Below are 26,843 nucleotides of genomic sequence, written 5' to 3' on the forward strand. Positions count from 1 at the left end.
GCCCGCGCCGTTCGATGCTCGCTCCGCTCATTCTTGCTGAGCGCTTTTGCCATACTGCTACCATGCACATGCATGGAGCCTCGCCATTTCAGGGGCTTCATGAACCACGATCCAGCCTATGCTGAGCGCTTTTGCCAGAAAAGCCGAATCCCGATGAAAAGCGACAAAGGCACGATCTCCGTCAGTCTCGTCGAGGAAACGCTCGCGCTCGCGACGGCGCGCGGCCTCGACGCGCGAACGCTCGCCGAAGCGGCCGGCATTGCCGCGGCGATGCTCGCGTCGCCGAAAAGCCGCGTATCGTCGGCGCAATACGGCGCGCTGTGGGCCGGCATCGCACGCGCGCTCGACGACGAATTCTTCGGCCAGGACTCGCATCCGATGAAAAGCGGCAGCTTCATCGCGATGACGCAGACGGCGCTGGGCGCGCGCAACGGCGCGCAGGCGCTTGCGCGCGCGGTCGGCTTCATGCGGCTCGTGCTCGACGATCTCGGCGCGACGATCGACACCGACGCGCAGCGCGTGCGCCTGAAGTTCGTCGAGCGCGCGGGCACGCGCAAGCCGGCGATGTTCGCTTACGCGACGTATTTCATCCTCGTGTACGGGCTCGTGTGCTGGCTCGTCGGCCGGCGCATTCCGTTGCTCGAAGCGCGCTTTCGCTGCGCCGCGCCGCCGGCCGCGCACGAATACCGGCTGATGTTCTGCGAAGAGATGTATTTCGACGAGCCGGAGTCGTCCGTCGATCTCGACCCTGCGTTTCTGGAACTGCCGGTGATCCAGACTTCGCGCTCGGCGCGGCCGTTTCTGCGCGATGCGCCGGGCAGCTTCATCGTCAAGTACCGCAATCCGGGTTCGCTCGCCGCGCGCGTGCGCAAGACGCTGCGCGCGCTGCCGATGTCGGGCTGGCCCGCGGCCGATCAGATGGCCGCGCGCCTGCACGTCGCCGAGGCGACGATGCGGCGGCACCTGAAGCAGGAGGGCCACACGTATCAGTCGATCAAGGACGCGCTGCGGCGCGACATCGCGATCGCCGAACTGCAGCGCACGCAGCGCACCATCGCCGATATCGCCAACGCCGTCGGCTTCGCGGAGCCGAGCGCGTTTCATCGCGCGTTCCGCAAATGGACCGGCATGCGCCCGACCGACTATCGGCCGGCCCGGGCCGCGGGGCTCGATCTCACGCGACGCGCCGAATCGGACTAAGCTTTAAGCGGCAACAGGCCAGCCTTGATCGAGGGTAGGGGCCCGCGCCGCCGGTTCGCACCGGCTGGCGCGACGGCCGTCAGCGATGAACACGACTCCGCGTCTCCCGCTCCGGCAGTCCGGTCCGCGCAGGCCGCTTATCCGCGGCGGCATCGTGGGCCGTTTGATGCGCGGCATCGCCGTGCTCGGCGTGCTATGCGCGTTCGGCTTCGCGACGCGCGAAGCGCTGGCGCCGCTGCAAGCGGCCAATGCGGCAAGCGCGGCGAACGTCGCCGCCGCGACCGCCAACAGCGTCGTCGTGATTCCGGTGAATGGCGCGATCGGACCGGCCACCGCCGATTTCATCGTGCGTGGTTTGCAGCGCGCGGCCAGCGAGCGCGCACAGCTCGCGGTCCTGCAACTCGATACGCCCGGCGGCCTCGATACGTCGATGCGGCAGATCATCAAGGCGATCCTCGCCTCGCCGGTGCCGGTCGCAACCTTCATCGCGCCGAGCGGCGCGCGCGCGGCCAGCGCCGGCACCTACATCGTCTACGCGAGCCATATCGCGGCGATGGCGCCGGGCACCAACCTCGGCGCCGCGACGCCGATCCAGATGGGCATCGGCGGCAACGAGCCGCCCGCCGGCGGCCCGCCGGTAACGCCAGCCACCCCAGGCACGCCGGGGCTGCCGGACATGCGCACGCTGCCTGGCGGCGCGTCCGCGCCTGCGCCTGCGTCACCCGGCGCATCATCCGAAGCCGCCAGCGCTCTGCCGCTCGACACCCAATCGACCGAACTGCGCAAGCAGGTCCACGATGCCGCCGCCTACATCCGCGGCCTCGCGCAGATGCGCGGCCGCAACGCCGACTGGGCCGAGCGCGCGGTCCGCGAAGCGGTGAGCCTGTCCGATGAGGAAGCGCTCGCGCAGCACGTCGTCGATATCGTCGCGCGCGACGTGCCGGACCTGCTGCGCCAGCTGGACGGCCGCACGTACGTCACGAGCGCGGGCAGCGTCACGCTGCACACCGCGCATGCGCCGCTGATCACGCTCGAACCCGACTGGCGCAGCCGCTTTCTCGCCGTGATCACCGATCCGAGCGTCGCGCTGATTCTGCTGATGCTCGGCATGTATGGCCTGTTCTTCGAATTCGCCAATCCGGGCTTCGTGCTGCCCGGCGTGGTCGGCGCGATCAGCCTGCTGCTCGGCCTGTTCGCGATGCAGATGCTGCCCATCAGCTACGTCGGCCTCGGGCTGATCTTTCTCGGCATCGCCTTCCTGATCGGCGAAGCGTTCCTGCCGACCTTCGGCTCGCTCGGCTTCGGCGGCGTGGTCGCGTTCGTGGTCGGCGCAACGATGCTGATGGATACCGACGTGCCCGGCTACGGCATCCCGCTGCCGCTGATCGCCGCGGTCGTCGTGTTCAGCGTCGCGTTCGTGCTCGGCGTGTCGCGGCTCGCGCTGCGCGCGCGGCGGCGGCCGGTCGTGACGGGCTCGGAGGCGCTGATCGGCTGCGTCGGCGTGGTGCTGGACGGCGGCTTGCTGCCCGAACCCGAACACGCGGCAGGCGGCCCGCTGGCCGGCTGGGCGCGCGTGCACGGCGAGCGCTGGCGCGTCTCGAGCACCACGCCGGCCGCGCCGGGTCAGAGCGTGCGCGTGACGGCGCGCAACGGCCTCACACTGACCGTGGTGCCCGTTACGTCGGTCGACGCCTTACAAGGAGAACGCTCATGATCGGCTTCACATTCGGCTTCGGCAGCATCCTGATCCTGCTCGTGGTCGCGCTGATTGCGTCGTCGGTGCGGATTTTTCGCGAGTACGAACGCGGCGTCGTGTTCATGCTCGGCCGCTTCTGGAAGGTCAAGGGGCCCGGGCTCGTATTGATCATTCCGATCGTGCAGCAGGTGGTGCGCATGGATTTGCGCACCATCGTGTTCGACGTGCCGACGCAAGACGTGATCACGCGCGACAACGTGTCGGTCAAGGTCAACGCGGTCGTGTATTTCCGCGTCGTCGATCCGGAGAAGGCGGTGATCCAGGTCGCGCGCTACTTCGAGGCGACCAGCCAGCTGGCGCAGACGACGCTGCGCGCGGTGCTCGGCAAGCACGACCTCGACCAGCTACTGTCGGAGCGCGAGCAGCTGAACACCGACATCCAGAAAGTGCTCGACTCGCAAACCGACGCGTGGGGCATCAAGGTATCGATCGTCGAGATCAAGCACGTCGATATCAATGAAACGATGATCCGCGCGATTGCGCGTCAGGCCGAAGCCGAGCGCGAACGGCGCGCGAAGGTGATTCACGCGGAAGGCGAGTTGCAGGCATCGAAGCAGTTGCTGGAGGCGGCCCAGACGCTCGCGCGGCAACCGCAGGCGATGCAGTTGCGCTATCTGCAGACGCTGGTGACGATCGCTGCCGACAAGAACTCGACGATCGTGTTTCCGCTGCCGATCGACCTCGTGAGTGCGGGGCTGGAACGCTTCAACAAGCCATCGGCGTGATAGGACGATATTTGTCAGGACATCCATTCGGCGCGGATTAGCGTCGACGTTTCGGCATACCCGCCCGCTTGCGCGTTGCTTGCGCTGACGTGGCGAACGAGGCTCGCGGCGGGTTCGATTTGCCGGCAGAAATGGTGCGTTGCTTGTACCGCCTTACCCGGCGCACCGAAAAACCACCAGGTCCGGCTGTTTTTCCGCTTCGCAGGAGCCCGCCATGAAACTGTCTTCCCGCATTGGACTCGGCGCGCTGTTGGCCGCCGTGGGTATCAGCACCGTCTACGCGCAAGCGGTGACGCAGCCCGCCGACCCGTCGGCGCCGAAAACGCGCGCCCAGGTCCGCGCTGACCTCGCGGAATGGCTCGCCGCCGGCTACGACCCGCTCGACTGGATCAACTATCCGGAGAACGCGCAGCGCGCGGGCCGCATCGTCGCGCAACACCGCGAGCAGCAGCAAGGCAACGCCCCGACGGCCGTGCAGTAAAGCGGTCGCGGCTTGCATAGTCGCAGCCTGAATTCCGCCCGCCGCGGGCGGCATGGCACGGCTTGCGTCGCGGCAAGGTATCATCCGGTCCCTCCATCCCCCACGCAGCAAACCAGCCGCACACAGCCGGAACCCGCGCCATGCCAATCTGGGTCGATGCCGACGCCTGCCCGGCCGTCGTCAAGGACATGCTTTATCGCGCGGCGCGCCGGACCGGCATGCCGCTGACGCTGGTCGCCAATTCGTTTCTGCGCGTGCCGCCGTCGCCGCTGATCCGCGCGATCCAGGTGCCGGCCGGCTTCGACGCCGCCGATCAGTTGATCGTCGAGCGCGTCGTCGCGGGCGACCTCGTGATCACCGCCGACATCCCGCTCGCCGCCGCCGTGCTGGCAAAAAATGCCCACGCGCTCGATCCGCGCGGCAACTGGTACACGCCCGGCACGATCGAAGAACGGCTGCGCATGCGCTCGATGCTCGACCAGTTGCGCTCGAGCGGCGTCGACACGGGCGGGCCGGCCGCCTTCAGCGCGCGCGATGGCAAGGCGTTTGCTGGCGAACTCGATCGCTGGCTCGCGCATCAGGCGCCTCGCGGTGATGCGCAGGCGCCACAGTCGCACGGCAAACCGCCCGCCTGACGGGCCCGGGCGGCCTGCTGGCGCCGCCACAGGCGCCGGGGCGCTGCCATTCGTGATTACAATTCCGCCGTAACGCTGCCGCGCGGCCTGCCTTGCCGCGCCGCGCTGTCACCGCCTCGATGACAAAAACACTGTCTGAACGACGAAAGAGAGAAAACCCGCCACATGGACTCGATCAAACGCTACTTCGGCTTCGACGCCGTCGACACCAACCTGCGCACCGAAGTGCTAGCCGGCGTGACCACTTTCCTGACGATGGCCTACATCATCTTCGTGAACCCGGCGATTCTCGGCGACGCCGGCATGCCGAAGAGCGCGGTGTTCGTCGCGACCTGCCTCGTGGCCGCGCTCGCGTCGCTGATCATGGGTCTGTACGCGAATTACCCGATCGCGCTCGCGCCCGGCATGGGCCTGAACGCGTACTTCGCGTACACGGTCGTCAAGGGCATGGGCTACACGTGGCAGGCCGCGCTCGGCGCGGTGTTCATCTCCGGGTGCCTGTTCCTGATCGTCACGCTGTTCCGCGTGCGCGAGGTGATCGTCAAGGGCATTCCGCATTCGATCCGCATCGCGATCACCGGCGGCATCGGTCTCTTTCTCGCGATCATTTCGCTGAAGTCGGCCGGCGTGGTGGTCGGCAATCCGGCCACGCTCGTCACGCTCGGCAATCTGCATGACCCGCACGTCGTGCTCGCGGCGGTCGGCTTCTTCGGCATCGTCACGCTGGATCATATGCGTGTGCGCGGTTCGATCCTGATCGGTATCGTCGGCGTGACGATCCTGAGCTTTTTCTTTGGCGGCAACCAGTTTCACGGCATCGTGTCCGCGCCGCCGTCGATCGCGCCGACGCTGTTGCAGCTCGATATCCGCAGCGCGCTGTCGAGCGGCGTGCTGAACGTGGTGCTGGTGTTCTTCCTCGTCGAGCTGTTCGATGCGACCGGCACGCTGATGGGCGTCGCGAACCGCGCGGGGCTGCTGGTGGAAGGCAAGATGCATCGGCTGAACCGCGCGCTGCTCGCGGACAGCACCGCGATTCTCGCCGGCTCGATGCTCGGTACTTCGTCGACGACGGCGTATATCGAAAGCGCATCGGGCGTGCAGGCCGGCGGCCGTACCGGCATGACCGCGATCACGGTCGCCGTGCTGTTCGTCGCGGCGCTGTTTTTCGCGCCGCTCGCCGAAGTGGTGCCGCCGTATGCGACCGCGCCCGCGCTGCTGTACGTGTCGTGCCTGATGCTGCGCGAACTGGTCGACCTGCCGTGGGACGACGCGACCGAAGTCGTGCCGGCCGCGCTGACCGCGCTGCTGATGCCGTTCACCTACTCGATCGCGAACGGCGTCGCATTCGGTTTCATCTCGTACGCGGGACTCAAGCTGCTGACGGGCCAGGCGCGCCAGGTGAAGCTGGTCGTGTGGATCATCGCGGCGATTTTCCTGTTCCGGTATTTCTATCTCGGCAGCGAATGAGGAGGTCGCGCTCGCGCGGCCGGGGGTCGAATGTGTCGTCGGGTTCGGGGACCGTTTATCATCCGATGTTTCGAATGATGATCGACCGGGTCGCGATCGACTCGGTCGCCGCGGCACGGGTCGCCACCCCAGGAGCCTTGATGTCCTCATATAACCGCACGACGGACCGCTACACGAAGCCCGCGATTTTCTTCCACTGGATGATTTTTCTGCTGGTCGCGCTGGCCTATCTGGCCATCGAAATCCGCGGCCCGCGCGGCTCCGACAGCCGCGCGTTCTGGACCGGCGTGCATTATTGGGCCGGCACGCTGGTGCTCGGGCTGGCCGTGTTGCGGCTGCTGTGGAGACTGTGGGCCGGCGCGCCGGAGGAGCTCGAAAGCAATCGGCTGCTCGCTTTTCTCGGGCGCTCCGCGCACCTCGCGCTCTATGTGTTCATCTTCGCGCAGCCGCTGCTCGGCATGCTGACGGTCAATGCGGGCGGGCGGCCGGTGTCGCTCGCATGGACGGACATCAGCTTCACGCTGGTGCGTGCGGATGCGATCGCGCGGCCGCTGTTGAAGGACGCGCACGAGTGGCTCGGCAACGTGTTCTATTGGGTGATCGGACTGCACGCGCTCGCGGCGATCGCGCACCATGTGGTGTTCAAGGATCGGGCGCTGCGGCGGATCATTTGAAAGTAATGGAGTTGGCTGCGTGCCGCCGATGCATTGCACGCGGTCGCGGCTTGCGCGCAGGCCAGCCAGCGGCAGCGGCGCGGGTGAATCCGAACTTCGCGCTTCGGCAGCAGTCGCGCTTGCCGAAGCTGCGGTACCGGTAGCCAGCCGATAGTTTCAGATCGGTCAGTTGCGCCAGTTCGCCTCGTAAAACCGCACGTAACCGCTTCTGAGCACGAGACACTGCGCGCGCGTTTCCGACAACAGCCGGCGCGTGGCGGCCTCGATGCGCGGCCGGTGCGCGTCGAACGCGACGATCATGTCCTCCAGCCGGGGGGACGCGGCGCCGAAGTGATCTTCGAGCGCTTCCGCGGTGATCATGCACTCCACCCTCTGCCCATCGACCATTGCCGGAAACGCCAAAGTAAGTTCGCGACCTGAATATTCAGGGGCTTCGTTCGGGAATTGGATCTGCATGGGAGTCACCTGGAAGAGTGCGCGCACGATGCGCTCGGGTAATGCACGCGCTGATTGCTTGCTATCGCGTCCGCCGCTCGTTCCTCCTTGTCCCATGCAGCCGACGCGGGCCGTCGCCTCGACGCGGCATCGTCAGTTCGCGCCACGCGGAGGTGAATTGATTTACTTTAGACGAGTTCGGGCCAGGTGCAAGATTTCCCCGATTTTTTCTTGAAGGCGCGACTGACGCGCCGATGTTGCGGCGCGGCATAAAGCGGTGTCCGATCCCGTGTAAAGTGTCGCGCACCTAGTCATTGACCTGCACGATGTCCGCCCCCACCCGCCCGCCTGTGGTTCGCGTCGAACCGCTCGGCCAGAGCTTCGAAGCGCCCGATTCGCTGACGATTCTCGAAGCCGCCGCTTTCGCCAATCTGCGTTTGCCGCGTTCGTGCCGCAACGGCACGTGCCGAACATGCTTGTGCCGGATGACGTCTGGGCGTGTGCGCTACTCGATTGAATGGCCCGGCGTGAGCCGCGAGGAAAAGGCGGACGGTTATATCCTGCCGTGCGTGGCGGTCGCGGAAACCGACGTGGTGATCGAAGTGCCGGATGCGGTCGCGATACCGGCACGGTGAGCGGGAGCGTAGGGGCCTGGCGCCCCGCTAGCCGACGCTTTCACGCGCTGTGTCTTACCGCCCGTTGCCCATTGCGCGGGCAATTTTCTTGTCCGTGTTGTACTGGCTCAGCGAATACACCGACCAGATGGCCGCCGGCACCCAGCCGATCAGCGTGATTTGCAGAATCAGGCAGATGATGCCCGCAAACGGACGGCCGATCGTGAAAAACTGCAGCCACGGCAGAATGATGGCAAGCAAAAGACGCATTCGGTTTTCCTGTTCCTGTGATTACGGCAGCATGGGTGAGTCCGCGGGGGACGCATCTGCCTCGTTGCTGAACTCATCGAGCGGCGCAAAACGCGGCACCTTGACGCCTTTCTGCTCTACCAGCTCGAAAAACACCGTCGCTGGACGGGTCCAGATCGTACCATTGGCCGCCTTGTAGACGATCATCGTGACCGTCGGATCCGATTCGAGCGTGGCCTCGCAGACCAGTTCGTAAATGCCGCCTTTGTAGTGTCGGTAGCGCATGGTGTGTGACCCCATTTTGGGCGTCGTCGATGCATTTTCAAGCACGGCGCGCCTGAGCTCAGCCGCCCTCTTTCATCTGCTTCAGGATCTTGTAGACGGTCGCGCGGCCCATCGTCAGCACCGCGGCCACGTAATTCGCCGAGCTGCGGCCGCGAAACGCGCCCTGCGCGTGCAGCGCCTCGACGATTTCACGCTTGTGCTCGCGCGTCAGCGCATTGATGCCGATTTGCCGGTCGCGCAGCCACGTGTGCAGATACGTGTTGATGCGGTCCTGCCAGTCGTCGCGGAACAGTTCGTCGGCAGGCGCGCCCGTCATCGCGCCGCCCTTGATGAACAGATCGAGCGTCGAGCGCACATCCTCGAACACCGCGATGTTGAAGTTCACGCACAGGATGCCGGCGGGCTTGCCGTCGTCGTCGAACAGGATGTTGCTCACGCAGCGCATGCGGCGGCCGTCCCAGTTCAGCTTCTCATAGGGGCCGATGGTCTGGCCGCGCGCCGCGAAGTGCGCGTCGTCGAGCACCGACGGCGCGCCCACCTCGAGCCGCGACAGATTGTTCACCAGATACGCGATGGTCTGATCGCGCAAATCGTGAATCACCACCTCGGCGCACGGATAGAGCAGCGCGGCGATGCCGTCGGCGATCGGCGCGTAGCGCTTCAGCAGCAGGTCTTTGACAGGAGACACGTTCGGGTTGCGCATGGAAAAAACGCGAGGTTCGAAGGAGGCGGCGCGCAATAGCGGATGACGCCGAAGCCAGATGCCCGCAGTGGACGCCGGCGCGCCCGCTCGGTCCGCAATTCAGGAAGTCGCCATTGTAGCGGCCTCGCGCTGGCGCCGCGACTCGACGCCGGACGGCAATTTTGTCTACCTCGCAAGCGCATTTTTTTCGTGCGATAAACACTGATCCGCCGACACCCAACCGAACGGAGCCAACTGATGGCCACACTCGAAGCGCTTCGCGCCGTGCTCGACGACAAGCGCACGCCGGAGATCATTCGCAACCACATCATCGATTCGCTGCAGTACGCGCTGCGCAACCATGGTCAGGTCTTCACGGCCAAGGAAGTCGAATGGTTGACCGGCTGGGACGATGCGCGCCTGCCGCGGGCGGCCGCGCGCGAATTGCAGAAGCGCGTCGCCGAGACGTCGCGCTGACGCACGCGTTCGCGCACGCGTTCGGATAGCGAGCCTCGCGCGCGCCACTCGCGCAATTCGCGCGTCCGTCGCCCGTCCCGCCTCCGACACGACTTCGCCAACCGCCCGCGAAGCCCTGCCAGTCGGGCGTTCCGGTCGCGCGCTGAAGTTTGCACTATCCAATCAGGGCTATTTCAGGCATGATATTGCAATAGTTGCACCTCGCACCCATATAGCACTGGCAGCACCAGGCAGTCTCAACCCGGCATCTCCGCACCACCCCCGACTGTTCGACCGCCCTTTATCGGCGATCCCGTCACTCCGGCAATGCGCCGCCCGCATTCGCCGTCGCGAGAAGTACACCGAGCGGTTCAGCATCATGCGTCCGGCGCCCGAATTGACGCGCCGCTTCAGCGTTTTTTCGGTCGAATCCGCGTTTTCGCGCGACCGCTCGAGCCATTGTCATTGAGCCCGCCGGGTCTAGCAGGCCTGTGCCAACCATTTTTAACGCGGCGCGCCCGTCGGTGCTGCGCCGCCGGTCCGCGCCGTGACGCGTCAAAGGAGCGTTGCCGGAAGCAGCGCCCCGCAGGCGGCGCGTGGACCACGCAATACAGGACATGTTTCTCATGAATCCAGCAGTCAAGACCTACAAGGGTTACGAAATTCACCCGCTCGTTTATCCGCGCCGCCCCCCGGGCGCGCAAGCGACCCGCAATCCGGGCGCCGGTTACGACGCGTCGGTGCGCATCTGCCGCGTCGGCGCCAATCCGGCAGCCGACGGCCGGGTATTTCGCCTGCAGTATCTGTTTCCGTTCGACGGCATGGGCAAGGCGCGCATCGCGTGCATGGCGCATGCGGAACGGCTGATCGACGGCCAGGTGAGCGGTCAGTCGGTCACCGATCTTTGAGCGGCGTCATCGGCGCGTCACTCATGTCGCGCAGCGTGCTTTCGGGCGCCGCTGCTTTTCAAACGAATCCACAGTCGCGCCGCTCGCAATGCCTGCGGCCGGTTTCCCCTTTATCCCATCGACCAGGAGTTATGCATGGCGAAAGAAGAACTGCTTGAACTTGACGGTATCGTCGACGAAGTGCTTCCGGATAGCCGCTACCGCGTGACGCTCGACAACGGCGTCGTGGTCGGCGCCTATGCGTCCGGGCGCATGCGCAAGAACCATATCCGTATTCTCGCGGGCGATCGCGTGACGCTCGAATTGTCGGTCTACGACCTGACCAAGGGGCGGATCAATTTCCGCCACAAGGACGAGCGTGCGAGTGGCGGCGGTGCCCCACGGCAAGCGGCGCGGCGGAGGTAAGCAGGGGTCACGGCGCCGCCCTGCGTACCTGTGATGTTGTGCAGGCGATGCGGGCAGCCCGCCCGAACCCATGCGAAAGCGCGAGGCCTGACAGACTCGCGCCATACCTTCCGACTCCGCGTTCCGCTTGAACGCGCTACGTCAGCCTCGCCGCCCAAGCGCGTGAAATAGACGTCTTCCCTGACATTCGGGATGCTCTCCAGCGCATGCGCGAACGTCGTACGCCGCAACACGCGCGGCGTCTTGATTGGAATCTGGCGGCACGCCGCTTCGGCGACCGCGCACGTCGCAGCACGTCTCGCTAAACTCCAAACACCGCCCCCAAATCCTCCCCACCCGCGCTTTTGCGCACCTGCTCGACCACCCGCTCCTCCAGCTCCATCTGCACCCGCTGCTGACCTCGATCAGCCCGTTGATGACGACGATTCGCGGACGCGACCGGCTTGAGCTTCTACGGCGCGTCATTGCTGACCAGTCTGCCGGTGGTCGCGATGGGCGCCGGCGCGTTCGGCGCGGCGGTTGCGCCGCTCGTGGCCGGCATCGTGCGCGACTGGCGCGGCGGATTCGTCGCCGCGTGGATCATGCTCACCGGCTGCATCGCCGCGATGATGGCGGTGAACTCGCTGTTTTCACCGCGCAGTTATTCGCGTTGGCTTTAAGGCTCCAAGGCTGCGGCCGCGACGAACGCGCTGCGCCGCTTCGGTGCATCGGGCGTCCGCTGTCCTGCATGCCCCTCGCCGGTGCAGCGCGACCGGCGTGGCCGCGTCACCTCTTTCGCGGACGATTCGCAGCGATCGCCCGCAAAAATCCCAATCGATCCCCGCCATTCGCGCGAATGCGCTCACACACCTCTCCAAGCCCCGTCGCGCGAAGACTGGCATATCCATTGCTTTACTGTTGGTCAGATGTCCCTTCCCCCGACTCCATGCTGCGTGTTCTCCTTGTCACCGACACCGACAAACCCATCGGCGATCTGCGCGACGCGCTCGCCTGTCTCGGCTGCGAAATGCTCTCCGGCACCGCGACGCCGCAGGCGCTGCATCGCGCGGTTCAGGACGAGCGGCCCGACGTCATCATCATCGATACGGAGTCGCCGTCGCGCGATACGCTCGAACAGCTCGCCGTGATGCACGCGACCGCGCCGCGCCCCGTGCTGATGTTCAGCCACGACGCGAACCAGCAACTGATCCGCCAAGCGGTCAACGCGGGCGTCACCGCGTATCTGGTCGAAGGCCTCGCGACCGAGCGGCTCGCGCCGATTCTCGAAGTCGCGCTCGCGCGTTTCGCGCAGGAGTCGCAATTGCGCGAGCGGCTCGCGCAGGCCGAAAACGAACTGGCCGAGCGCAAGCTGATCGATCGCGCGAAACGCCTGCTCATGGATCAGCAGAAACTCACCGAACCGGCCGCCTACGCGAGTCTGCGCAAACGCGCGATGAACCAGGGCGTCAAACTCGCCGAGGTGGCGCGCGAGGTCGTCGCGTCGGCCGGCTCGCTCAAATGATGCGCTCATGAATCCAGCCACTTCCGTCACCGCCGCGGCCTTTGCGGAGCCGCCTGAAAAGACCCATCTGCGGCTCGGCTTCGTCGCGTTGTCCGACGCGGCGCCGCTGATCGCGGCGAAGCTGCTCGAGTTCGGCCATGCGCACGGGCTCACGCTCGAACTGTGCCGCCAGCCGTCGTGGGCCGCCGTGCGCGACAAGCTGCTAGCCGGCGATCTCGACGCCGCGCACGCGCTTTACGGGCTCGTGTATGGCGTGCAGCTCGGCCTCGGCGGCCCGCGCACCGACATGGCCGTGCTGATGGTGCTGAACCGCAACGGCCAGGCGATCACGCTGTCGAATCGGCTCGCCGATGCGCTCGCGAAGCATGGCACATTGCGCGAGGCGCTCGCGACGCTCGGCCGCAAGCCGGTGTTCGCGCACACCTTCCCGACCGGCACGCATGCGATGTGGCTGTACTACTGGCTCGCGGCGCAAGGCGTCGATCCGTTGCGCGACATCGACAGTGTCGCGATTCCGCCGCCGCAAATGGTCGCCGCGCTTGCCGAAGACCGGCTCGACGGTCTGTGCGTCGGCGAGCCATGGAATGAAATGGCCGAGGCGCACGGCGTCGGCAAAACGATCGCTTATTCGAGCGAGGTGTGGCCCGAGCATCCCGAGAAAGTGCTCGCCTGCCGACGCGATTTCGTCGATGCGCATCCGCGCACGACGCGCGCGCTCGTGCAGACCGTGCTCGAAGCGTGCCGCTGGCTCGACGGCGCCGGGCATCGCGACGAGATCGCCCGCTGGCTCGCGCGGCCCGATTACATCGGTATCGACGAGACGCTGATCGCGGCGCGGCTCGGCGACCACCTCGACACGGCGAACCCGCGCTGCCTGCCGATGCGTTTCTTCGACGACGGCGCGGTCAACTATCCGCATCCATTCGAAGGCGCGTGGTTCCTCACGCAGTTCGAGCGCTGGGGGATCATCGATGCGCACAACGACTACGACGCGGTCGCCGCGCGCATCAACCAGACGCAGTTGTATCGCGAGGCCGCCGCACGCGTGAACGTGCCGGTGCCCGGCGAGGACGTCACAAGGGCACTGATCGATGGCGCGGTGTGGGGAAGCGGCTCACCATCCGCCGCTTATGCGCGGCGTTTTGCGATCCGCCGCTGAGCGGACCGCACGCGAAAGCCCCGAGATCCGCTGCGCCGACTGCCCACGACCCGCCAACGGCGATCAGGTGGACAGTCGGCGTTGCCGAAGCTCAGAAGTTGTACTTGTCGATGTTGCTCGCATCGAACGTGGTCGGCGGCCCGAGAATGATTTCGCCGTGCGCGCCAATCGTGCGCTTGCCGAGCTTGCCGGCGTCGAACGTTTCGCCCTCCTTACCTGTGATCTTGCCCGACGCGAGCGACGCCGCCGCGTACGCGGCCAGATAGCCGAGTTCGCTTGGGTCCCACAACTGGAACGCGGTCACGGTGCCGTTCTTCACGAACGCGCGCATCTGGTTCGGCGTGCCGAGGCCCGTCACCGCCACCTTGCCCTTGCTCGACGACGACGAGATATAGCGCGCCGCCGCCGCGATGCCGACCGTCGTCGGCGCGACGATCGCCTTCAGGTTCGGATACGCCTGCAGCAAGCCCTGCGTTTCGACGAAGGACTTCTGATCGTCGTCGTTGCCGTACGCGATCTTGACGAGCTTGATCTTCGAGTACTCCGGTTTCTTCAGTTCCTCCTGCATCCACTTGATCCAGGTGTTCTGGTTCGTCGCGTTCGGCGTCGCCGACAGAATCGCGAACTCGCCCTCGCCGCCCATCAGCTTCGCGACCAGTTGCACCTGGCCGCGGCCGATGCCTTCGGCGTTCGCCTGATTGACGAACAGCTGGCGGCCCTCGGGCGCGGTATCGGAGTCGAACGTGACGACCTTGATGCCCTGACCCATCGCCTTCTTCAGATACGGCACGACCGCGTTCGCATCGTTGGCGGCAATCACGATCGCATCCTGGTGCTGCGTGATCAGCGTGTTGATGTACGACACCTGCGACGATGCGCCCGCATCCGATGGCCCGACCGCCTTGCCCACGCCGCCGAACTCCTTGATCGCGGCGAGGCCGCCGTCGTCGGCGATCACTTCGTACGGGTTGTTGATCTGCTTCGGCACGAACGCGATCTTCAGCCCGCTTTTCAGTTCCGCGGCGAACGCGCCGCCGCAGCTGATCGCGAGCAACGCGGCGCAGAGCGCGGCTATGCCGGTGTGACGTAGAGGTTTGAACATGAAGTGTCTCCTGCGTTGTTGTTGGACAGAGAGGGGAAGCTAGGTTGCGGATGAAGAAGTCGTGGCGGCGGACTTCGCGATGAAACGCCGGTCGCGCGCCGCCCGCCAGCGCGCGACGAGGTTCGGAATCAGCACCGACGCGAGCAGCAGCACGCCGGTCACGATGGTCAGCGTTTCGCTCGATACGTCGTCGAGTGTCAGCGCGTTCTTGAGCACGCCGATGATCAGCAGCGACAGCAGCACGCCGACCATCGAGCCGCGTCCGCCGAAAATGCTGACGCCACCGAACAGCACCGCGGCGATCACCGACAGCTCGAAGCCCTCGCCGTTATCGCCGCGCGCGCTCGTGAAGCGCAGCGTATAGACGATGCCCGCGAGCGCGCTGACGAGACCCGACAGCACGAACAGGCGCAAGCGGATCTTCGCGACCTCGATGCCGGAGAACGCGGCGGCGGTCGGATTCGCGCCGATCGCATAGAGACTGCGGCCGAACGCGGTGGCTTGCAGCACAACCGTGAACAGCACAGCGGCGACGATCACGATCACGAACGGCAACGGAATGAACGTGGGGCCAAGCGTGTTCATGCCGAACGCCGTATACGCGGCCGGAAAATCCGCGACCGCCTGATCGCCGAGCAGCACATACGCGAGACCGCGAAACAGCGCGAGCGTACCGATCGTGACCGCGAGCGACGGCAGGTTCAGCTTGACGATCACGAGGCCGTTCAGCAGGCCCGCCAGCGCGCCGGCGATCAGCACCACGACGATCACGACCGGCATCGGCAGACCCATGTGCCACAGCACGCCCATCAGCGCGCTCGACGCGCCCAGCACCGACGCGACCGACAGATCGATTTCGGCGGCGACGATGATCAGCGTCATCGGCAGCGCCATCAGCGCGATCTCGGTCAGATCGGCGAATACGTTGCTCAGGTTCGCGCCGGTCAGAAACACCGGCGACAGCCAGCGGCCCAACACCAGCGACACGATCAGCACGATCACCAGCAACACTTCCCATTGCAGCGGCGTTTCGCGCTTGCGCGTGAGCAGCGCGGAATCGGGTTTAGCCATGATCGCGTTTCCTCATCATGCGTTTGGCGACGGAGCGGGCCAGCAGCGTATCGGCGGCGATCGCGGCGACGATCAGCGCGCCCTGGATCGCCTGCTCCCAGAATGGCGACACGTGCAGCACGACGAGCGCGATGCTGATCACGCCGAGCACGAGCGCACCGAGCGTCGCGCCGAGGATCGTGCCGACGCCGCCCGTAATCGCGACACTACCGACCACCGCCGCCGCGACGACCTGCAATTCGATGCCCTTCGCGGTGCTGGCATCGACGGTGCCGAAGCGCGCGAGCCACAACGCGCCCGCGAAGCCCGCAATCGCCCCGGACAACAAAAAGCCCGACATCACGCGACGCTCGACGTTCACGCCCGCGAGCCGCGCGGCTTCCGGATTCGAGCCGATCGCATAGTGCTCGCGACCGCCGCGAAACTGCTTCAGATACACCGACAGGCCGGCGAGTACGACGATCGCGATCAGCGCGAGCGTCGGGATGCCGAGCAGCGTGCCGGTCGCGAGCCGCGAGTACGCGTCGGGCAGACTGGTCGCGTTGATCTGGCCGCCGTGCACCCATGCGTAATCGGCGCCGCGAAAGATGTACAGCGTCGACAGCGTCGCCACGAGCGAAGGCACGCGCCCCACCGCGACGAGCAGCGCATTGATGCCGCCCGCGACGAGCCCGATCGCGAGCCCCGCGGCCAGCGCGACGAGCACCGGCATATGCGGGAACCCAACGTACAGGCTGCCCACCGCGTACGCGCTGATACCCACCGTCGAGCCGACCGACAGATCGATATGCCGCATCAGGATCACGACGGTCATGCCGGCCGTGAGCAGACCGATGATCGATACGTTCAGCAGCACGTCGCGCAGGTTCTGCAGATTCAGGAACTGCGGCTTCGCGAGCCCGGTCCCCGCGATCAGCAGGATCAGCACGACGAACAACGTGGTTTCGCGGCTCTTCGCGACGCTCGCGACGAGGCCGCCCGATGAAGCGGCGGAACGCTTCGGCAGCGACTGCCGCACCGGCGCGGGATGGGTGGAATGGCGCATCATGCTGCACGTCCCAATGGTGAAAGTCCCTGACCGAGCGCGGCGCCCATGATGCGCTCCTCGTTCGCGTCGGCGCGCGCGAGCTCCGCGCTGATGCGGCCTTCGTGCATCACGAGCACGCGATCGGCCATACCGAGCACCTCGGGCAACTCGCTCGAAATCATCAGCACGGCCATGCCATCGCGCACGAGTTCGGCGAGCGCGCCATACACCTCGGCTTTCGCGCCAACGTCGATGCCGCGCGTCGGTTCGTCGATGATCAGCACTTTCGGGCCGGTCGCGAGCCACTTGCCGAGCACGACCTTCTGCTGGTTGCCGCCCGACAGCGTACCGACCGGCGCCCCCGGGTCGCTCGCCTTCAGGCGCAGACGCGTGCCCCACTTGTTGGCGAGCTGCGTTTCGCTGCGCGTCGAAATGAGCCCATGCCGAACGAGCCGTCCGAGCACCGTCATCGACGCATTGCGCGCGATGCTCAGTTCGAGCGCGAGCCCTTGCTGGCGGCGATCCTCCGGCACCAGCGCGAGCCCCGCGCGCACCGCGGCCGCGGGCTTGCCGGTGTCGAGCCGCTTGCCGGTCAGCCACACTTCGCCCGAATCGAGCGGATCGATACCGAAGATCGCCCGCGCGACCTCGCTGCGTCCCGCGCCGACGAGGCCCGCGAGCGCGACGATCTCGCCGGCGCGCACGTCGAACGAGACATCCTTGAACACGCCGATGCGCGTCAGGCCGCGCACCGACAGACGCACGTCGCCCGGTGTGCAATCGGCCTTCGGATAGAACGTTTGCAGATCGCGGCCGACCATCCTGGCGACGATCGCGTCGGTGCTCAGATCGGCGGTCAGCGCGTCGAAGACTTTCGCGCCGTCGCGCATGATCGTCACGCGCTGCGTCAGCGCGAACACTTCGTCGAGCCGGTGCGTGATGAACAGAATCGCGACGTCGCGTTCGCGCAGCTTGCGCACGATCGCGAAGAGCCGCTCGACTTCGGGCAGCGACAATGCGGCCGTCGGTTCATCCATGATCAGCACGCTCGCGTTCAGCGACAACGCCTTCGCGATTTCGATCACCTGCTGATCCGCGATCGACAGACCGCGCACCAGTTGATCCGCGCGCAACTCGACGCCGAGCGACGCGAGCAGTCCGTCCACTTCGCGATGCATTGCGTCGTACTGGATGCGGCCGAAGCGGTCGACCGGCTGCCGGCCCATGAAGATGTTCTCCGCGATCGACAGATCGAAGAACAACGTCGGCTCCTGATAGATGACCGCGAGCCCAGCGTCGCGCGCTTCGGCCGGCGTCGCGAAGCGACGCGGCTCGCCGTTCACCAGAAGCTCGCCGGCGTCGGGCTGATGCACCCCGGCGAGAATTTTCACGAGCGTCGATTTGCCCGCGCCGTTCTCGCCGAGCAGCGCATGCACCTCGCCGGGCCACAGCACGAGGTCGCCGTCGGACAGCGCGCGCACCCGGCCGAAGGATTTGCTCGCGTGCCGCAATTCGAGTCGCGGCACCGTGGAAGGGGATGGCTGCACTGCGTGTCTCCTTTTTTGCGGCTGTCTTCTCTTCGACGCGCCGCGCGTCAAATCCGGTAGTACCGTTCCGCGTTGCGCCGAAACAGCGCGTCCTTCTCAGCCTCGCTCGCATCGCCAACGATCGCCGCATACGCGCGCCACAAATCCGTATACGAACCAAACAGCCGGTCGACCGGAAAATTCGACGCGAACATCGCGCGTTCGACGCCGAACGTATCGATCGTTTCGAGCACATAAGGCCGCAGGCTTTCGACGGTCCAGTGATGATCGAACATCGCGAGCCCGCTGATCTTCACCGCGACGTTCGGACACGCCGCGAGCACGCGCATGCCTTCGCGCCACGCGCGGTAACCGGCCACGCTATTACGATCGACGAACATGCCCGCATGATTGACGACCAGAAGCGTGTCCGCATGCGCACGCGCCAAGGCGGCCGCCTCTTCCATTTGCGACGGATACAGCTGCAGATCGAACGACAGGTCGTAACGGCGCAGCAACGCGAAATGCTCGCGCCACCGCGGCTCGCGCATGTAATGACGGCCGACGTAATCGAACAGTTTGTTGTCGTGCACGTTGAGAATCTGCCGGATGCCGCGCGTATTCGCGAACGACGCATGCGCTTCGAGCAACGCGGGCGCATTTTGCGCGGACAGGTCCACGGCGGCGACGATCGCATTCGGCATGCCGCGCGAGGCGTCGCGATCCGCGATCGACTGCAACCAGCGCGTTTCCTCGACGGGATCGGCCGGATCGTGATTCGCTTCGACGTGCACGAGCTTCAGCACGTCGACGTCGCCCGCTTCACCGAGCAGATCGTCGAGCAGATAGTCGTGCGTCAGATCGCGCGCATCGCCGACGAACGACACGCCCGGATTCTCCAGCCACGGATAGCGATGCGTCTTCAGATCCCACAGATGGATATGCGAATCGACAACCTGCATGCGGCACCTTCGTCCGGTGAAAAGCGTTTCGAGGTTCGTGCGTCGTTGCGGGGTTCAGCTGCGTTCAGCGCGACTCAATGACTGAGATGAAAGACCGGCTCGAGCGTCTGCGACAGCGGCGTATGATCGGGCCCGGTCTGCATGATGTCGGCCATGTAATCCCACCATTTGCGCATCACGTCGAGTTGCGGCAACTGGTCCATCGTGTGATCGCTGGTGCGCGAGAGCACCGCGAAAAGATGATGCGTGTCGGGGTCGAAGAAAATCCGGTAGTCGCGCACGCCGGCGTTGTGCAGCGCGTCAACGAGCTCGGGCCAGATCTGCGTATGACGCCGTTCGTATTCTTCGCGCATGCCGGGGTTCAGCACCATCCGGAAAGCGATTGTCTCCATTGCGGCCTGTCTCCTGTCGACCTCTTCGAACGACTATAATTCCTGCATCGATAGCCTCTCAATCCGTTGTTGGGATTGGTCGATCCACAAACCGAATCGCACGGGCACTCCTACTGGCACCATGAGCCAACATTCAGCCGCCGTCGCACTCGTCAATCGTCTCAAGTTCAAGCATCTCGCCCTGCTCGTCGCACTCGACGACACCCGCAACCTGCATCAGGCCGCCGAGGCCGTCAACGTCGCGCAACCGAGCGCGAGCCGCATGCTCGGCGACATCGAGGAAGCGTTCGGCTTCCTGCTGTTCGAGCGCAACGCGCGCGGTATGACGCCGACGCCGCTCGGCGTCGTCACGCTCGCTTACGCGCGCCGTGCGCTTGCCGAGCTCACACGCTTCGCCGAAGACCTCGATGTCAAACGCCGCGGCGGTCACGGCCAGTTGACCGTCGGCGCGATCATGGGCGCCGCGCCCGATCTGCTGGCGATGTCGGTCGCCGCGCTGAAGACCGAAAGCCCGCTGCTCAGCGTGCGCATCCTCGGTGAAACAAGCGATCAGGTCGTGCAATTGCTGCATCGGCGCGAGGTCGATCTCGCGCTGGGGCGCCTGACCAACCCTCTGCAGCACAACGACTTCAGCTTCGAGCCGCTCGCGCGCGAAACGCTGCTGCTCGTCGTTCGCGCCGTGCATCCGCTCGCGCGGCGCACGCGCATCACGTTGCGCGAACTGGTCGCGTGGCCGTGGGTTGCGCAACCGGTCACGAGTCCGGCGCGCGTGCTGTTCGAGGAAGAACTCGCGCGTGCCGGGCTCGCCACGCCAGTCAATCTGACCGAATGCGCGTCGATCTTCGCGACGCTGCAATTGCTCGAGAATTACGATGCGGTCGCGATGCTGCCGGAGTCGGTCGTGCGCGATCATGTGCGCGGCGGGCTGCTGGTCGCGCTGCCACTCGAAATCGGCAAGAGTCTCGCGGGTTTCGGCATTCTCACGCGCAAGGAAGAGCAGCTCGCCGAGCCGGCGCTGCGCTTCATCGAACTGCTGCGCGGCTTCTCGCGCGACCTCGCGCGCGACGATCCGGCCGCCGCACCCGGCACGCCGACTACGCCCGTCACGGTCAATTGACGCCCGCATCGCGCGTCGCTTATTGCAGGTTCACGAACAGGCCGCCGTCGACGAGCAGCGCGGCGCCCGTCACATAGCGCGCGCGGTCCGACGCGAGAAACACGACGCAATCGGCGACGTCGTCGGGACGCCCGAGGCGGCCGAGCGGAATGCGCTTTTCGAAGTAGGCCTTCTTCGCTTCGTCGGCGAGATCTTCGGCGTTCAGATCGGTCGCGATCGTGCCCGGCATGACAGAGTTGCAGCGGATGCCGAACGGCCCCAACGCGATCGCGCACGACTGCATCAGCGAATGCACGCCGGCCTTGGTCGGCGTGTAATGCGTTTGCATGCCGCCGCCCACCAACGCGCTGATCGAACTCGTCGCGACGATCGCGCCGCCGGTGCCCTGCTTTTTCATCTGCTGCGCGGCAGCCTGTGTGACGAAGAACGCGCCGTTCAGATTGACCGCGACCGTCGATTCGAGCACGTCCGCCGGCATGTCGAGAAAAGCGTGAAACGGGCAGATGCCGGCATTGCTCGCGAGCACGTCGAGCTTGCCGAACGCGTCGACCGTCCGTCGCACCAGCTCCTGGCCGGTGTCGCGCGCCGCGACGTTGCCTTCCACCGCGATCACGCGCCGCCCCAACGCCTCGATTTCACCGACGACTTCCTCGACCGCCGAGCGCCGGCCATACGATGCGTCGTTGTCGCCCCAGTAGTTGATCGCCACGTCCGCGCCTTCGCGCGCGCAGGCCACCGCGATCGCGCGTCCGATGCCGCGCGAGCCGCCGGTGACGATCACGACTTTGTCCTTGAGCAGCACCTTAGTCTCCTTTGCGGCGGTTCGCCGTTCGGCACAGGTTCAAAACGTTCGACACGTTCAATGCTGATAAGGCCGCACCAGCGCGCATTCCGGATTGAGCCGCACGCCAAAGCCCGGCGTGTCCGGCACCTTCATGCGCCCGTTCACCGGCACCGGCTCGTCGAGCAGGAGCGGGTTGAACATCGGCACGACTTCGTCGGCTTTCGGCGCCATCATCAGAAACTCGGAGAACGGCGAGTTATGGCGCGTGACGACGAAGTGATAGCTGTACACCGACGACCCATGCGGCACCACCATCACGTTGTGCGCATCGGCGAGCGCGGAAATCTTGATCAGCTCGGTGATGCCGCCGCACCAGCCGACGTCGGGCTGGATCAGATCGCAGCACTGCATCTCCAGCAGCATCCGGAAGCCCCAGCGCGTCGCCTCGTGCTCGCCGGTCGACACCATCATGCCGCGTGGCACGTTGCGGCGCAGTTCGGCGTAACCCCAGTAATCGTCGGGAGGAAGACATTCCTCGACCCATTTGAGGCCGTATTCGTGCGCGCCTTGTGCGAGCCACGTCGCGTAGCGCACGTCGAGGCTCATCCAGCAGTCGTACATCAGCCAGAAGTCGTCGCCGACGCGCGAGCGCATGTCGGCGAGCTTGTCGAGGTTTTGCCTGAGTCCGTCTTCGCCTTCCGCGGGACCATGCTGCAACGGCAGCTTGCCGCCGATGAAGCCCATCTCCTTCGCGAGATCGGGCCGCGCGCCGGTCGCATAGAACACCAGCTCGTCGCGCACCGGGCCGCCCAATAGCTGATACACGGGCTCCTTGCGAACCTTCGCGAGCAGATCCCACAGCGCGAGATCGACACCGGAAATCGTGTTCAGCACGACGCCCTTGCGCCCGTAGTACAGCGTCGCGAAGTACATCTGATCCCACATCTTCTCGATGTCGGTCACCAGCTGCCCTTCGAGAAAACGCGCGAGATGCTTCTCGACGATGAACGCGCCGATCTCGCCGCCGGTCGTCACCGCGAAGCCCACGGTGCCGTCGCTCGCTTCGATCTCGACGACCAGCGTGCCGAGCACATTGATGCCGAACGACTGACGGCTCTGGCGGTACTCGGGATAACGCGCCATCGGCGTCGCGATGTGATCGTCGATCCAGTGTCCGCCGGCCTGGTCGTGATAGTCCGCGCCGCCGCCGCGAACGATGAAGGCACGCACGTGCCGGATGGTAGGCATGGCCATGAAAGGGCTCCGGGAGAGAGGCGTCGAAGCGGCTCGACAACGCGCGTTCGACGCGTGTGCAATACGCTGCGGGATGTGAGCACTGCGTGAGCAATGCGCGAGCAGCGCGCTCAATAGGTGGCGCGGCCGCCCGACAGGTCGAATACCGAGCCGGTGCTGAACGCGCAGTCTTCGGAAGACAGCCACAGGATCAGCGACGCCGCTTCTTCCGGCAGCAGGAAACGGTTCATCGGAATCTTCGACAGCATGTAGTCGATGTGCTGCTGCGACATCGAATCGAAGATTTCGGTCTTGGCCGCGGCCGGCGTGACCGCATTGACGAGGATGTTTCTGGTCGCGAGTTCCTTGCCGAGCGACTTGGTGAGCCCGATCAACCCCGCTTTCGATGCGCTGTAGTGCGAAGCATTCGGATTGCCCTCCTTGCCCGCCACCGACGCGATATTGACGATGCGGCCGTAGCCCTGCTTCAGCATCTGCGGCACGACCGCGCGGCAGGTCAGGTACGGACCGATCAGATTCACGTCGATCACGCGGCGCCACATGTCGGGCGCAAGCTCCCAGGTCGTGCCGTTGCCGCCGGTGATGCCCGCGCAGTTGATCAGCACGTCGATCGAGCCGTGCCCGGCGACCGTTTGCGCGGTGGCCTGCTGAACCGCGGCGTCGTCGGTCAGCTCGACCGTGATGGCGCTGACCTTGCCGAGTTCGCTCAGCTCGCGCTGGCTGCGCGCGAGCCGTTCGCTATCGACGTCCCACAACGCGACCGACGCGCCCGAGCGCAACGCCCGCTGCGCGACCGCGTAGCCGATGCCACGCGCGCCGCCGGTGATGACGACCGTGCGCCCCTCCAGATCGATCCGATTCATTGCTGTGCTCCTGTAGGCCGCCGTGCGGCGTGCCATCGAGTTGTTGTATATCGCTGCAGTCAATATACGGGCGGTGCGATGCGCCAACAATTCGACTATTCGCGGGGGCGATAGCAAAAGTGGATCGGCAGCGGGAGCGAGCGCTAAAGGGAAGCGAAGCGGCTAATCATCGGCAGCGATGAAAAGCATTGAGACATACAGAATGGTCGACACGACAATGATGCCGACGCCGACCAGCACCTTGGTCTGGTCGAAGTTGATCCCGCCGATGATCGCTATGCCGATCCCGAACACCGACGATAACGTGCCGAGCGCGGCGAAGCCCACGTGTATCTTGCTGCGGACCAGCCGTTTGCGCTCCGATTCGGCAGTGGTTTCCGTTTCGCTCTGTTCCATTCCCCGCTCCTTCGCGCGCGACGCGATGACCATCGTGAAACCTGAGCCGCAATGGCCGGCGCGACGTCGAACCGCCGGTTGCGGTTCGACGCCGTGCACCTCGATACGCTTCAGCGTAGTTTATTTAAGCCTTCTCGATCGCCGTTATTTGACGTCCGCGCCATTGCGCGACACCGACGCCGCGATGGCCGAGACGAATACCGCGCGCACCGAATCGCCGACCTTCAGTTTGTCGAGCGTAATGTCCGGCGCCACGTCGAGCGTTTCCGTGCGCGACGGCCCGCGCAGCGTGATCGTGCGCTTCTTGCGATCGATCTTGCGCACCGTCGCGACGACCTCGACGCGCCGCGCCGATGCAACGACACCGTTCGCCGCAGGCTGTGTGACTTCGGTATCGATGCGCTGGCGGATTCCGTTCGGCGCGAGTTTGTCGACGCCGACCAGCACCGCCCTCTTGTACGCAATCGTCACGACGTCGCCGACATGCAGCTTGCTGACGTCGGCGGCTTGCGGATTCACGTCGAAAGTTTCCTCGCCGCCTTGCGGGCCGCGCAGCGTCACGCTGTTCGTCGCGGGATCGATCGCAACGACGCGCGCCTGAACGTGCAGCAGCGCGGCGGCGCCAATTGCCCGCTGTTCCGGCGCGGACGCGGCCGCGTTGTCCTGTGCCAGCGCCGGACCCGCCGCCGCGACGCAAACCACCAACGCAACCGCGATCGCCTTCACCCGCATGAGCCCGGAGTCCGTTGAATTACAAGCCATGAAATGCTCCTTTTGATTGCCTCGATGTTACGGCAAATGTTTTGTCGCAGATCGCGTACTACGCTTAGCAGCGGCAAGTGCAGTCGCTTCGAATAAAAAGAAAAACGGACTATTAATCGCTTTTATCGGACGGGGTTACGCTTTTTGAAACCAATGGCGGTTCCTTTCTAATGCGTCGATTTGTCCTGGAGAGCTGATCGCGAAAAGCGCGTGCTTCTCCATGCGATGCAATCGGTATGCGGAGTCGTGGCGGATGAGCTTGCGCAAGGAGCCGCGCGGCTTTGCACATGCGTTCCCGCGAGCGTCAGCGGAGGGGTAGAGAGCTAGCCATAACATATTCCTCGCAACGAGATGGACTACCGGGCGACCCAACGTGAGCGGGTCCGGAAATTGCCGAACGTTATGACTATTTAAAACGGTTTCGGAGATGCTAGCAAACGCGCAAAGGAATGGCAAGAAAAGTGGCGCATCGCCATTCCCGATTAATCGGGTTTGCCGCGTCAAATCTTTTATGACGATGGGCGATTCATTTGCGATAAAAATATGATCGCTGCAATTCGCTGAGTTCAGATGCCCGGCGACGCCGTCCTCGCTCTGACTCTGTCCGGTTGCCTGACAACAGTCGAATCGGCGCATTCGATATGCATTGAAAAGCGGTAGGCGCGCGGCAGATTGGCAATCGCCGAACGACTCCGCACAAACCCTTAATGGATGATACTGAAGCGATTACGCATCGCTGCGCGACGAATACAAAAAATTGTCGTCAATCATTGGAATACTGCGAACACGGCTTTTGATCGAGCGAATTTTGCCGTCAAGGCAACGAATAAGGACGCCCGAGCCGATGGCCATAGTCATGTGGGCATCACAGGCACAGCGTTCGCTAACGCTCGCGTCACCGTCTAACGCACACACATTGGTTTATCGAAAGGACACCACACATGGTCACGACTCGCCCCTGCACCGCCGCCTGCGTCATCGACGGCCTCCTCGTCACGCTGACGTTCTATCCGGACAACGGCGTGTTGCGTATTGCCGATTCGTCCGGCGCCTGTCTAAGAGAAACGCGCTGGCATGGGTCATGGCGCGCTCTGCTCGAGGAGTTCCGCGGCTACTACGAAGCGGCGGAAAACGACGCGGCGCGCGGCGTCGACGATATCGTCGCTCGCCTCGGCGAGCGCTGCGCTGACGCCCAGCGGGAATTGGCATTCGCGTGAAATGGCATGCGCTTGCGATCAAGCGCGTGAAAGGCGGCGGCGGCAGCGCTCGGCACCTGTTCGTTGCCTCGCGATCCGGGGTCGTTCCTGGCGCCCCGCTGCCGCTCGCGAACTCTGGTCATTGACCGAAATAAGTCTTGCACTCCGTGCTGAACGAGCATGACTGGCTGCGCCGGCCTCCCGCTTGCGACTCGCCCGCCGGAACACCACCATACGACGCGTTGCGTATGCCCTGCTCTCGTGGGTCCCAGTTCTGACCGAACGACATGTCGGTCGTCGCCTGCGCCGATTCGTCCGCATCGTGCTCCATCATCGCGCGACCCGACACGGCGTGGTCCGCCTGGCCGCTCCACTCCTCCGCGATGGCCGTTCTCGGCGCGAGAAACAGAACGGCGGTCGCGGCAATCATCAATATACGTACTCTCATTTCCGGACTCCTCGAATCCGGCGCAGCAGTGTTCGTCCTCCACAAGAATTGATCCGCGAACAGCCAACCTGCCCAATCGGGCCGAGGAACGGGTCGATGCCAATGCGCTACTGCTGCGACGGGTCACCGAACTAAACAGATGAAGAATTACCGCGCTTGCAACCGATACTCGACGCGTTCCCGAGCGTCGGCGGAATCGGCGCGCACAAGGCGGCTGTAAGTCTGCATTCGCAGCTTGTCGTCCTTCTTTTATAGTTCGCGCACACCGGAATTCAATCCCAGGAGCTTCCAGCAGTGTCGCCAATCGTCCA

31 protein-coding genes and 1 pseudogene are annotated in these 26,843 nt (G+C 65.1%); 16 read left to right on the plus strand and 16 right to left on the minus strand.

All coding sequences use genetic code 11. The annotated features are described in order from the left end of the window. Positions 1–153: 153 nt before the first annotated feature. From HDG32_RS01685 to HDG32_RS01715, 7 genes are all read left to right on the plus strand, one after another. The gene (locus HDG32_RS01685; RefSeq protein WP_184062714.1) at positions 154–1,200 is read left to right on the plus strand and encodes an AraC family transcriptional regulator; all 1,047 of its coding nucleotides are present in this window, start codon (positions 154–156) and stop codon (positions 1,198–1,200) included. 85 nt (positions 1,201–1,285) lie between these two features. Continuing rightward, positions 1,286–2,914 carry a nodulation protein NfeD gene (locus HDG32_RS01690; protein WP_184062716.1) on the plus strand — a complete coding sequence of 543 codons (1,629 nt, stop codon included), beginning with the start codon at positions 1,286–1,288 and terminating at the stop codon, positions 2,912–2,914. Next, the gene (locus HDG32_RS01695) at positions 2,911–3,681 is read left to right on the plus strand and encodes a slipin family protein (protein ID WP_184062718.1); all 771 of its coding nucleotides are present in this window, start codon (positions 2,911–2,913) and stop codon (positions 3,679–3,681) included. Before HDG32_RS01690 ends, HDG32_RS01695 begins: the two co-directional genes overlap by 4 nt. 214 nt (positions 3,682–3,895) lie before the next feature. Next, the gene (locus HDG32_RS01700) at positions 3,896–4,162 is read left to right on the plus strand and encodes a DUF4148 domain-containing protein (RefSeq protein ID WP_184062720.1); all 267 of its coding nucleotides are present in this window, start codon (positions 3,896–3,898) and stop codon (positions 4,160–4,162) included. Positions 4,163–4,302: 140 nt separating this feature from the next. Beyond that, positions 4,303–4,797 carry a YaiI/YqxD family protein gene (locus HDG32_RS01705; RefSeq protein ID WP_184062722.1) on the plus strand — a complete coding sequence of 165 codons (495 nt, stop codon included), beginning with the start codon at positions 4,303–4,305 and terminating at the stop codon, positions 4,795–4,797. Positions 4,798–4,962: 165 nt separating this feature from the next. After that, positions 4,963–6,264, plus strand: a complete 1,302-nt coding sequence (locus HDG32_RS01710; RefSeq protein ID WP_184062724.1) for an NCS2 family permease — start codon at positions 4,963–4,965, stop codon at positions 6,262–6,264. A 140-nt stretch (positions 6,265–6,404) separates the two neighbouring features. Further along, positions 6,405–6,938, plus strand: coding sequence for a cytochrome b (locus tag HDG32_RS01715; RefSeq protein ID WP_184062725.1), 534 nt, complete (start codon positions 6,405–6,407; stop codon positions 6,936–6,938). 165 nt (positions 6,939–7,103) lie between these two features. Here HDG32_RS01715 and HDG32_RS01720 read toward each other — a convergent pair whose 3' ends face one another. Further along, positions 7,104–7,394, minus strand: coding sequence for a DUF1488 domain-containing protein (locus HDG32_RS01720; RefSeq protein WP_026226687.1), 291 nt, complete (start codon positions 7,392–7,394; stop codon positions 7,104–7,106). A gap of 305 nt (positions 7,395–7,699) precedes the next feature. On the opposite strand from HDG32_RS01720, the gene HDG32_RS01725 reads away from it, so the two are divergent. Further along, positions 7,700–8,008, plus strand: coding sequence for a 2Fe-2S iron-sulfur cluster-binding protein (locus tag HDG32_RS01725; RefSeq protein ID WP_184062727.1), 309 nt, complete (start codon positions 7,700–7,702; stop codon positions 8,006–8,008). Positions 8,009–8,062: 54 nt separating this feature from the next. On the opposite strand, the gene HDG32_RS01730 is transcribed toward HDG32_RS01725, so the two are convergent. The 3 genes from HDG32_RS01730 to HDG32_RS01740 are packed head-to-tail and all read right to left on the minus strand — an operon-like array spanning position 8,063 to position 9,224. Further along, complete coding sequence (locus HDG32_RS01730) at positions 8,063–8,257, minus strand: YqaE/Pmp3 family membrane protein (protein WP_090806541.1); 195 nt, start codon at positions 8,255–8,257, stop codon at positions 8,063–8,065. Between the two features lie 21 nt (positions 8,258–8,278). Beyond that, the gene (locus tag HDG32_RS01735) at positions 8,279–8,536 is read right to left on the minus strand and encodes a DUF1653 domain-containing protein (protein ID WP_260335489.1); all 258 of its coding nucleotides are present in this window, start codon (positions 8,534–8,536) and stop codon (positions 8,279–8,281) included. A gap of 43 nt (positions 8,537–8,579) precedes the next feature. Next, the gene (locus HDG32_RS01740; protein WP_184062729.1) at positions 8,580–9,224 is read right to left on the minus strand and encodes a transcriptional regulator; all 645 of its coding nucleotides are present in this window, start codon (positions 9,222–9,224) and stop codon (positions 8,580–8,582) included. Positions 9,225–9,461: 237 nt separating this feature from the next. On the opposite strand from HDG32_RS01740, the gene HDG32_RS01745 reads away from it, so the two are divergent. From HDG32_RS01745 to HDG32_RS01775, 6 genes and pseudogenes are all read left to right on the plus strand, one after another. Next, on the plus strand, positions 9,462–9,680 hold the full coding sequence (locus HDG32_RS01745) for a hypothetical protein (protein WP_184062730.1): 219 nt from the start codon (positions 9,462–9,464) through the stop codon (positions 9,678–9,680). Positions 9,681–10,285: 605 nt separating this feature from the next. Next, positions 10,286–10,567: a hypothetical protein gene (locus HDG32_RS01750; protein ID WP_184062731.1), complete on the plus strand. Its 282-nt coding sequence runs from the start codon at positions 10,286–10,288 to the stop codon at positions 10,565–10,567. A 135-nt stretch (positions 10,568–10,702) separates the two neighbouring features. Next, positions 10,703–10,972 carry a translation initiation factor IF-1 gene (infA, locus tag HDG32_RS01755; RefSeq protein ID WP_184031475.1) on the plus strand — a complete coding sequence of 90 codons (270 nt, stop codon included), beginning with the start codon at positions 10,703–10,705 and terminating at the stop codon, positions 10,970–10,972. Between the two features lie 325 nt (positions 10,973–11,297). After that, positions 11,298–11,491, plus strand: a pseudogene (locus HDG32_RS37145) (hypothetical protein); the annotation flags it as partial. Between the two features lie 406 nt (positions 11,492–11,897). Beyond that, the gene (locus HDG32_RS01770; protein WP_090806551.1) at positions 11,898–12,473 is read left to right on the plus strand and encodes an ANTAR domain-containing response regulator; all 576 of its coding nucleotides are present in this window, start codon (positions 11,898–11,900) and stop codon (positions 12,471–12,473) included. A 7-nt stretch (positions 12,474–12,480) separates the two neighbouring features. Beyond that, complete coding sequence (locus HDG32_RS01775; RefSeq protein WP_184062732.1) at positions 12,481–13,632, plus strand: CmpA/NrtA family ABC transporter substrate-binding protein; 1,152 nt, start codon at positions 12,481–12,483, stop codon at positions 13,630–13,632. 91 nt (positions 13,633–13,723) lie between these two features. Here the strand turns inward: HDG32_RS01775 and rhaS are convergent, their stop codons facing one another. The 6 genes from rhaS to rhaM form a co-directional block, all read right to left on the minus strand. Continuing rightward, entirely contained in the window at positions 13,724–14,734 is a 1,011-nt protein-coding gene (gene rhaS / locus HDG32_RS01780) for a rhamnose ABC transporter substrate-binding protein (RefSeq protein WP_184062733.1), read from the minus strand. A 39-nt stretch (positions 14,735–14,773) separates the two neighbouring features. Beyond that, positions 14,774–15,805 (minus strand): ABC transporter permease, encoded by a 1,032-nt coding sequence (locus tag HDG32_RS01785; protein WP_184062734.1) that lies wholly within the window; start codon positions 15,803–15,805, stop codon positions 14,774–14,776. Then, positions 15,798–16,853: an ABC transporter permease gene (locus tag HDG32_RS01790; RefSeq protein WP_184031485.1), complete on the minus strand. Its 1,056-nt coding sequence runs from the start codon at positions 16,851–16,853 to the stop codon at positions 15,798–15,800. The genes HDG32_RS01785 and HDG32_RS01790 overlap by 8 nt, the downstream gene beginning before the upstream one ends. Then, positions 16,850–18,379, minus strand: a complete 1,530-nt coding sequence (locus HDG32_RS01795) for a sugar ABC transporter ATP-binding protein (RefSeq protein ID WP_184062735.1) — start codon at positions 18,377–18,379, stop codon at positions 16,850–16,852. The genes HDG32_RS01790 and HDG32_RS01795 overlap by 4 nt, the downstream gene beginning before the upstream one ends. 47 nt (positions 18,380–18,426) lie before the next feature. Beyond that, positions 18,427–19,320, minus strand: a complete 894-nt coding sequence (locus tag HDG32_RS01800; protein ID WP_184062736.1) for an amidohydrolase — start codon at positions 19,318–19,320, stop codon at positions 18,427–18,429. A gap of 74 nt (positions 19,321–19,394) precedes the next feature. Continuing rightward, the gene (gene rhaM, locus HDG32_RS01805) at positions 19,395–19,712 is read right to left on the minus strand and encodes an L-rhamnose mutarotase (protein ID WP_184062738.1); all 318 of its coding nucleotides are present in this window, start codon (positions 19,710–19,712) and stop codon (positions 19,395–19,397) included. A 121-nt stretch (positions 19,713–19,833) separates the two neighbouring features. Between rhaM and HDG32_RS01810 the strand changes: the two genes are divergently transcribed. Beyond that, positions 19,834–20,829 carry a LysR family transcriptional regulator gene (locus HDG32_RS01810; protein ID WP_184054564.1) on the plus strand — a complete coding sequence of 332 codons (996 nt, stop codon included), beginning with the start codon at positions 19,834–19,836 and terminating at the stop codon, positions 20,827–20,829. A gap of 19 nt (positions 20,830–20,848) precedes the next feature. Here HDG32_RS01810 and HDG32_RS01815 read toward each other — a convergent pair whose 3' ends face one another. From HDG32_RS01815 to HDG32_RS01835, 5 genes are all read right to left on the minus strand, one after another. Further along, positions 20,849–21,631 carry an SDR family NAD(P)-dependent oxidoreductase gene (locus HDG32_RS01815; RefSeq protein ID WP_184062740.1) on the minus strand — a complete coding sequence of 261 codons (783 nt, stop codon included), beginning with the start codon at positions 21,629–21,631 and terminating at the stop codon, positions 20,849–20,851. 57 nt (positions 21,632–21,688) lie between these two features. Continuing rightward, entirely contained in the window at positions 21,689–22,867 is a 1,179-nt protein-coding gene (gene rhmD, locus HDG32_RS01820) for an L-rhamnonate dehydratase (RefSeq protein WP_184062742.1), read from the minus strand. Between the two features lie 110 nt (positions 22,868–22,977). Further along, on the minus strand, positions 22,978–23,730 hold the full coding sequence (locus HDG32_RS01825; RefSeq protein WP_090810144.1) for an SDR family NAD(P)-dependent oxidoreductase: 753 nt from the start codon (positions 23,728–23,730) through the stop codon (positions 22,978–22,980). Positions 23,731–23,892: 162 nt separating this feature from the next. After that, the gene (locus tag HDG32_RS01830; protein WP_184062744.1) at positions 23,893–24,126 is read right to left on the minus strand and encodes a hypothetical protein; all 234 of its coding nucleotides are present in this window, start codon (positions 24,124–24,126) and stop codon (positions 23,893–23,895) included. A gap of 144 nt (positions 24,127–24,270) precedes the next feature. Continuing rightward, a complete protein-coding gene (locus HDG32_RS01835; protein ID WP_184062746.1) occupies positions 24,271–24,888 on the minus strand; it encodes a copper-binding protein in 618 nt (205 codons plus the stop codon). A gap of 941 nt (positions 24,889–25,829) precedes the next feature. Between HDG32_RS01835 and HDG32_RS01840 the strand changes: the two genes are divergently transcribed. Continuing rightward, positions 25,830–26,105 carry a hypothetical protein gene (locus HDG32_RS01840; protein WP_184031549.1) on the plus strand — a complete coding sequence of 92 codons (276 nt, stop codon included), beginning with the start codon at positions 25,830–25,832 and terminating at the stop codon, positions 26,103–26,105. A 118-nt stretch (positions 26,106–26,223) separates the two neighbouring features. Here HDG32_RS01840 and HDG32_RS01845 read toward each other — a convergent pair whose 3' ends face one another. Then, entirely contained in the window at positions 26,224–26,532 is a 309-nt protein-coding gene (locus HDG32_RS01845) for a hypothetical protein (RefSeq protein WP_184062748.1), read from the minus strand. Positions 26,533–26,843: the final 311 nt, after the last annotated feature.

The organism is Paraburkholderia sp. CI2 (assembly GCF_014201055.1).
Lineage (GTDB): Bacteria > Pseudomonadota > Gammaproteobacteria > Burkholderiales > Burkholderiaceae > Paraburkholderia > Paraburkholderia tuberum.

Coding starts and splice junctions, on each gene's coding strand:
- HDG32_RS01685 (WP_184062714.1), top strand. CDS start 154: ATGAAAAGCGACAAAGGCACGATCTCCGTCAGTCTCGTCGAGGAAACG.
- HDG32_RS01690 (WP_184062716.1), top strand. CDS start 1,286: ATGAACACGACTCCGCGTCTCCCGCTCCGGCAGTCCGGTCCGCGCAGG.
- HDG32_RS01695 (WP_184062718.1), top strand. CDS start 2,911: ATGATCGGCTTCACATTCGGCTTCGGCAGCATCCTGATCCTGCTCGTG.
- HDG32_RS01700 (WP_184062720.1), top strand. CDS start 3,896: ATGAAACTGTCTTCCCGCATTGGACTCGGCGCGCTGTTGGCCGCCGTG.
- HDG32_RS01705 (WP_184062722.1), top strand. CDS start 4,303: ATGCCAATCTGGGTCGATGCCGACGCCTGCCCGGCCGTCGTCAAGGAC.
- HDG32_RS01710 (WP_184062724.1), top strand. CDS start 4,963: ATGGACTCGATCAAACGCTACTTCGGCTTCGACGCCGTCGACACCAAC.
- HDG32_RS01715 (WP_184062725.1), top strand. CDS start 6,405: ATGTCCTCATATAACCGCACGACGGACCGCTACACGAAGCCCGCGATT.
- HDG32_RS01720 (WP_026226687.1), bottom strand. CDS start 7,394: ATGCAGATCCAATTCCCGAACGAAGCCCCTGAATATTCAGGTCGCGAA.
- HDG32_RS01725 (WP_184062727.1), top strand. CDS start 7,700: ATGTCCGCCCCCACCCGCCCGCCTGTGGTTCGCGTCGAACCGCTCGGC.
- HDG32_RS01730 (WP_090806541.1), bottom strand. CDS start 8,257: ATGCGTCTTTTGCTTGCCATCATTCTGCCGTGGCTGCAGTTTTTCACG.
- HDG32_RS01735 (WP_260335489.1), bottom strand. CDS start 8,536: ATGGGGTCACACACCATGCGCTACCGACACTACAAAGGCGGCATTTAC.
- HDG32_RS01740 (WP_184062729.1), bottom strand. CDS start 9,224: ATGCGCAACCCGAACGTGTCTCCTGTCAAAGACCTGCTGCTGAAGCGC.
- HDG32_RS01745 (WP_184062730.1), top strand. CDS start 9,462: ATGGCCACACTCGAAGCGCTTCGCGCCGTGCTCGACGACAAGCGCACG.
- HDG32_RS01750 (WP_184062731.1), top strand. CDS start 10,286: ATGAATCCAGCAGTCAAGACCTACAAGGGTTACGAAATTCACCCGCTC.
- infA (WP_184031475.1), top strand. CDS start 10,703: ATGGCGAAAGAAGAACTGCTTGAACTTGACGGTATCGTCGACGAAGTG.
- HDG32_RS01770 (WP_090806551.1), top strand. CDS start 11,898: ATGCTGCGTGTTCTCCTTGTCACCGACACCGACAAACCCATCGGCGAT.
- HDG32_RS01775 (WP_184062732.1), top strand. CDS start 12,481: ATGAATCCAGCCACTTCCGTCACCGCCGCGGCCTTTGCGGAGCCGCCT.
- rhaS (WP_184062733.1), bottom strand. CDS start 14,734: ATGTTCAAACCTCTACGTCACACCGGCATAGCCGCGCTCTGCGCCGCG.
- HDG32_RS01785 (WP_184062734.1), bottom strand. CDS start 15,805: ATGGCTAAACCCGATTCCGCGCTGCTCACGCGCAAGCGCGAAACGCCG.
- HDG32_RS01790 (WP_184031485.1), bottom strand. CDS start 16,853: ATGATGCGCCATTCCACCCATCCCGCGCCGGTGCGGCAGTCGCTGCCG.
- HDG32_RS01800 (WP_184062736.1), bottom strand. CDS start 19,320: ATGCAGGTTGTCGATTCGCATATCCATCTGTGGGATCTGAAGACGCAT.
- rhaM (WP_184062738.1), bottom strand. CDS start 19,712: ATGGAGACAATCGCTTTCCGGATGGTGCTGAACCCCGGCATGCGCGAA.
- HDG32_RS01810 (WP_184054564.1), top strand. CDS start 19,834: ATGAGCCAACATTCAGCCGCCGTCGCACTCGTCAATCGTCTCAAGTTC.
- rhmD (WP_184062742.1), bottom strand. CDS start 22,867: ATGGCCATGCCTACCATCCGGCACGTGCGTGCCTTCATCGTTCGCGGC.
- HDG32_RS01825 (WP_090810144.1), bottom strand. CDS start 23,730: ATGAATCGGATCGATCTGGAGGGGCGCACGGTCGTCATCACCGGCGGC.
- HDG32_RS01830 (WP_184062744.1), bottom strand. CDS start 24,126: ATGGAACAGAGCGAAACGGAAACCACTGCCGAATCGGAGCGCAAACGG.
- HDG32_RS01835 (WP_184062746.1), bottom strand. CDS start 24,888: ATGGCTTGTAATTCAACGGACTCCGGGCTCATGCGGGTGAAGGCGATC.
- HDG32_RS01840 (WP_184031549.1), top strand. CDS start 25,830: ATGGTCACGACTCGCCCCTGCACCGCCGCCTGCGTCATCGACGGCCTC.
- HDG32_RS01845 (WP_184062748.1), bottom strand. CDS start 26,532: ATGAGAGTACGTATATTGATGATTGCCGCGACCGCCGTTCTGTTTCTC.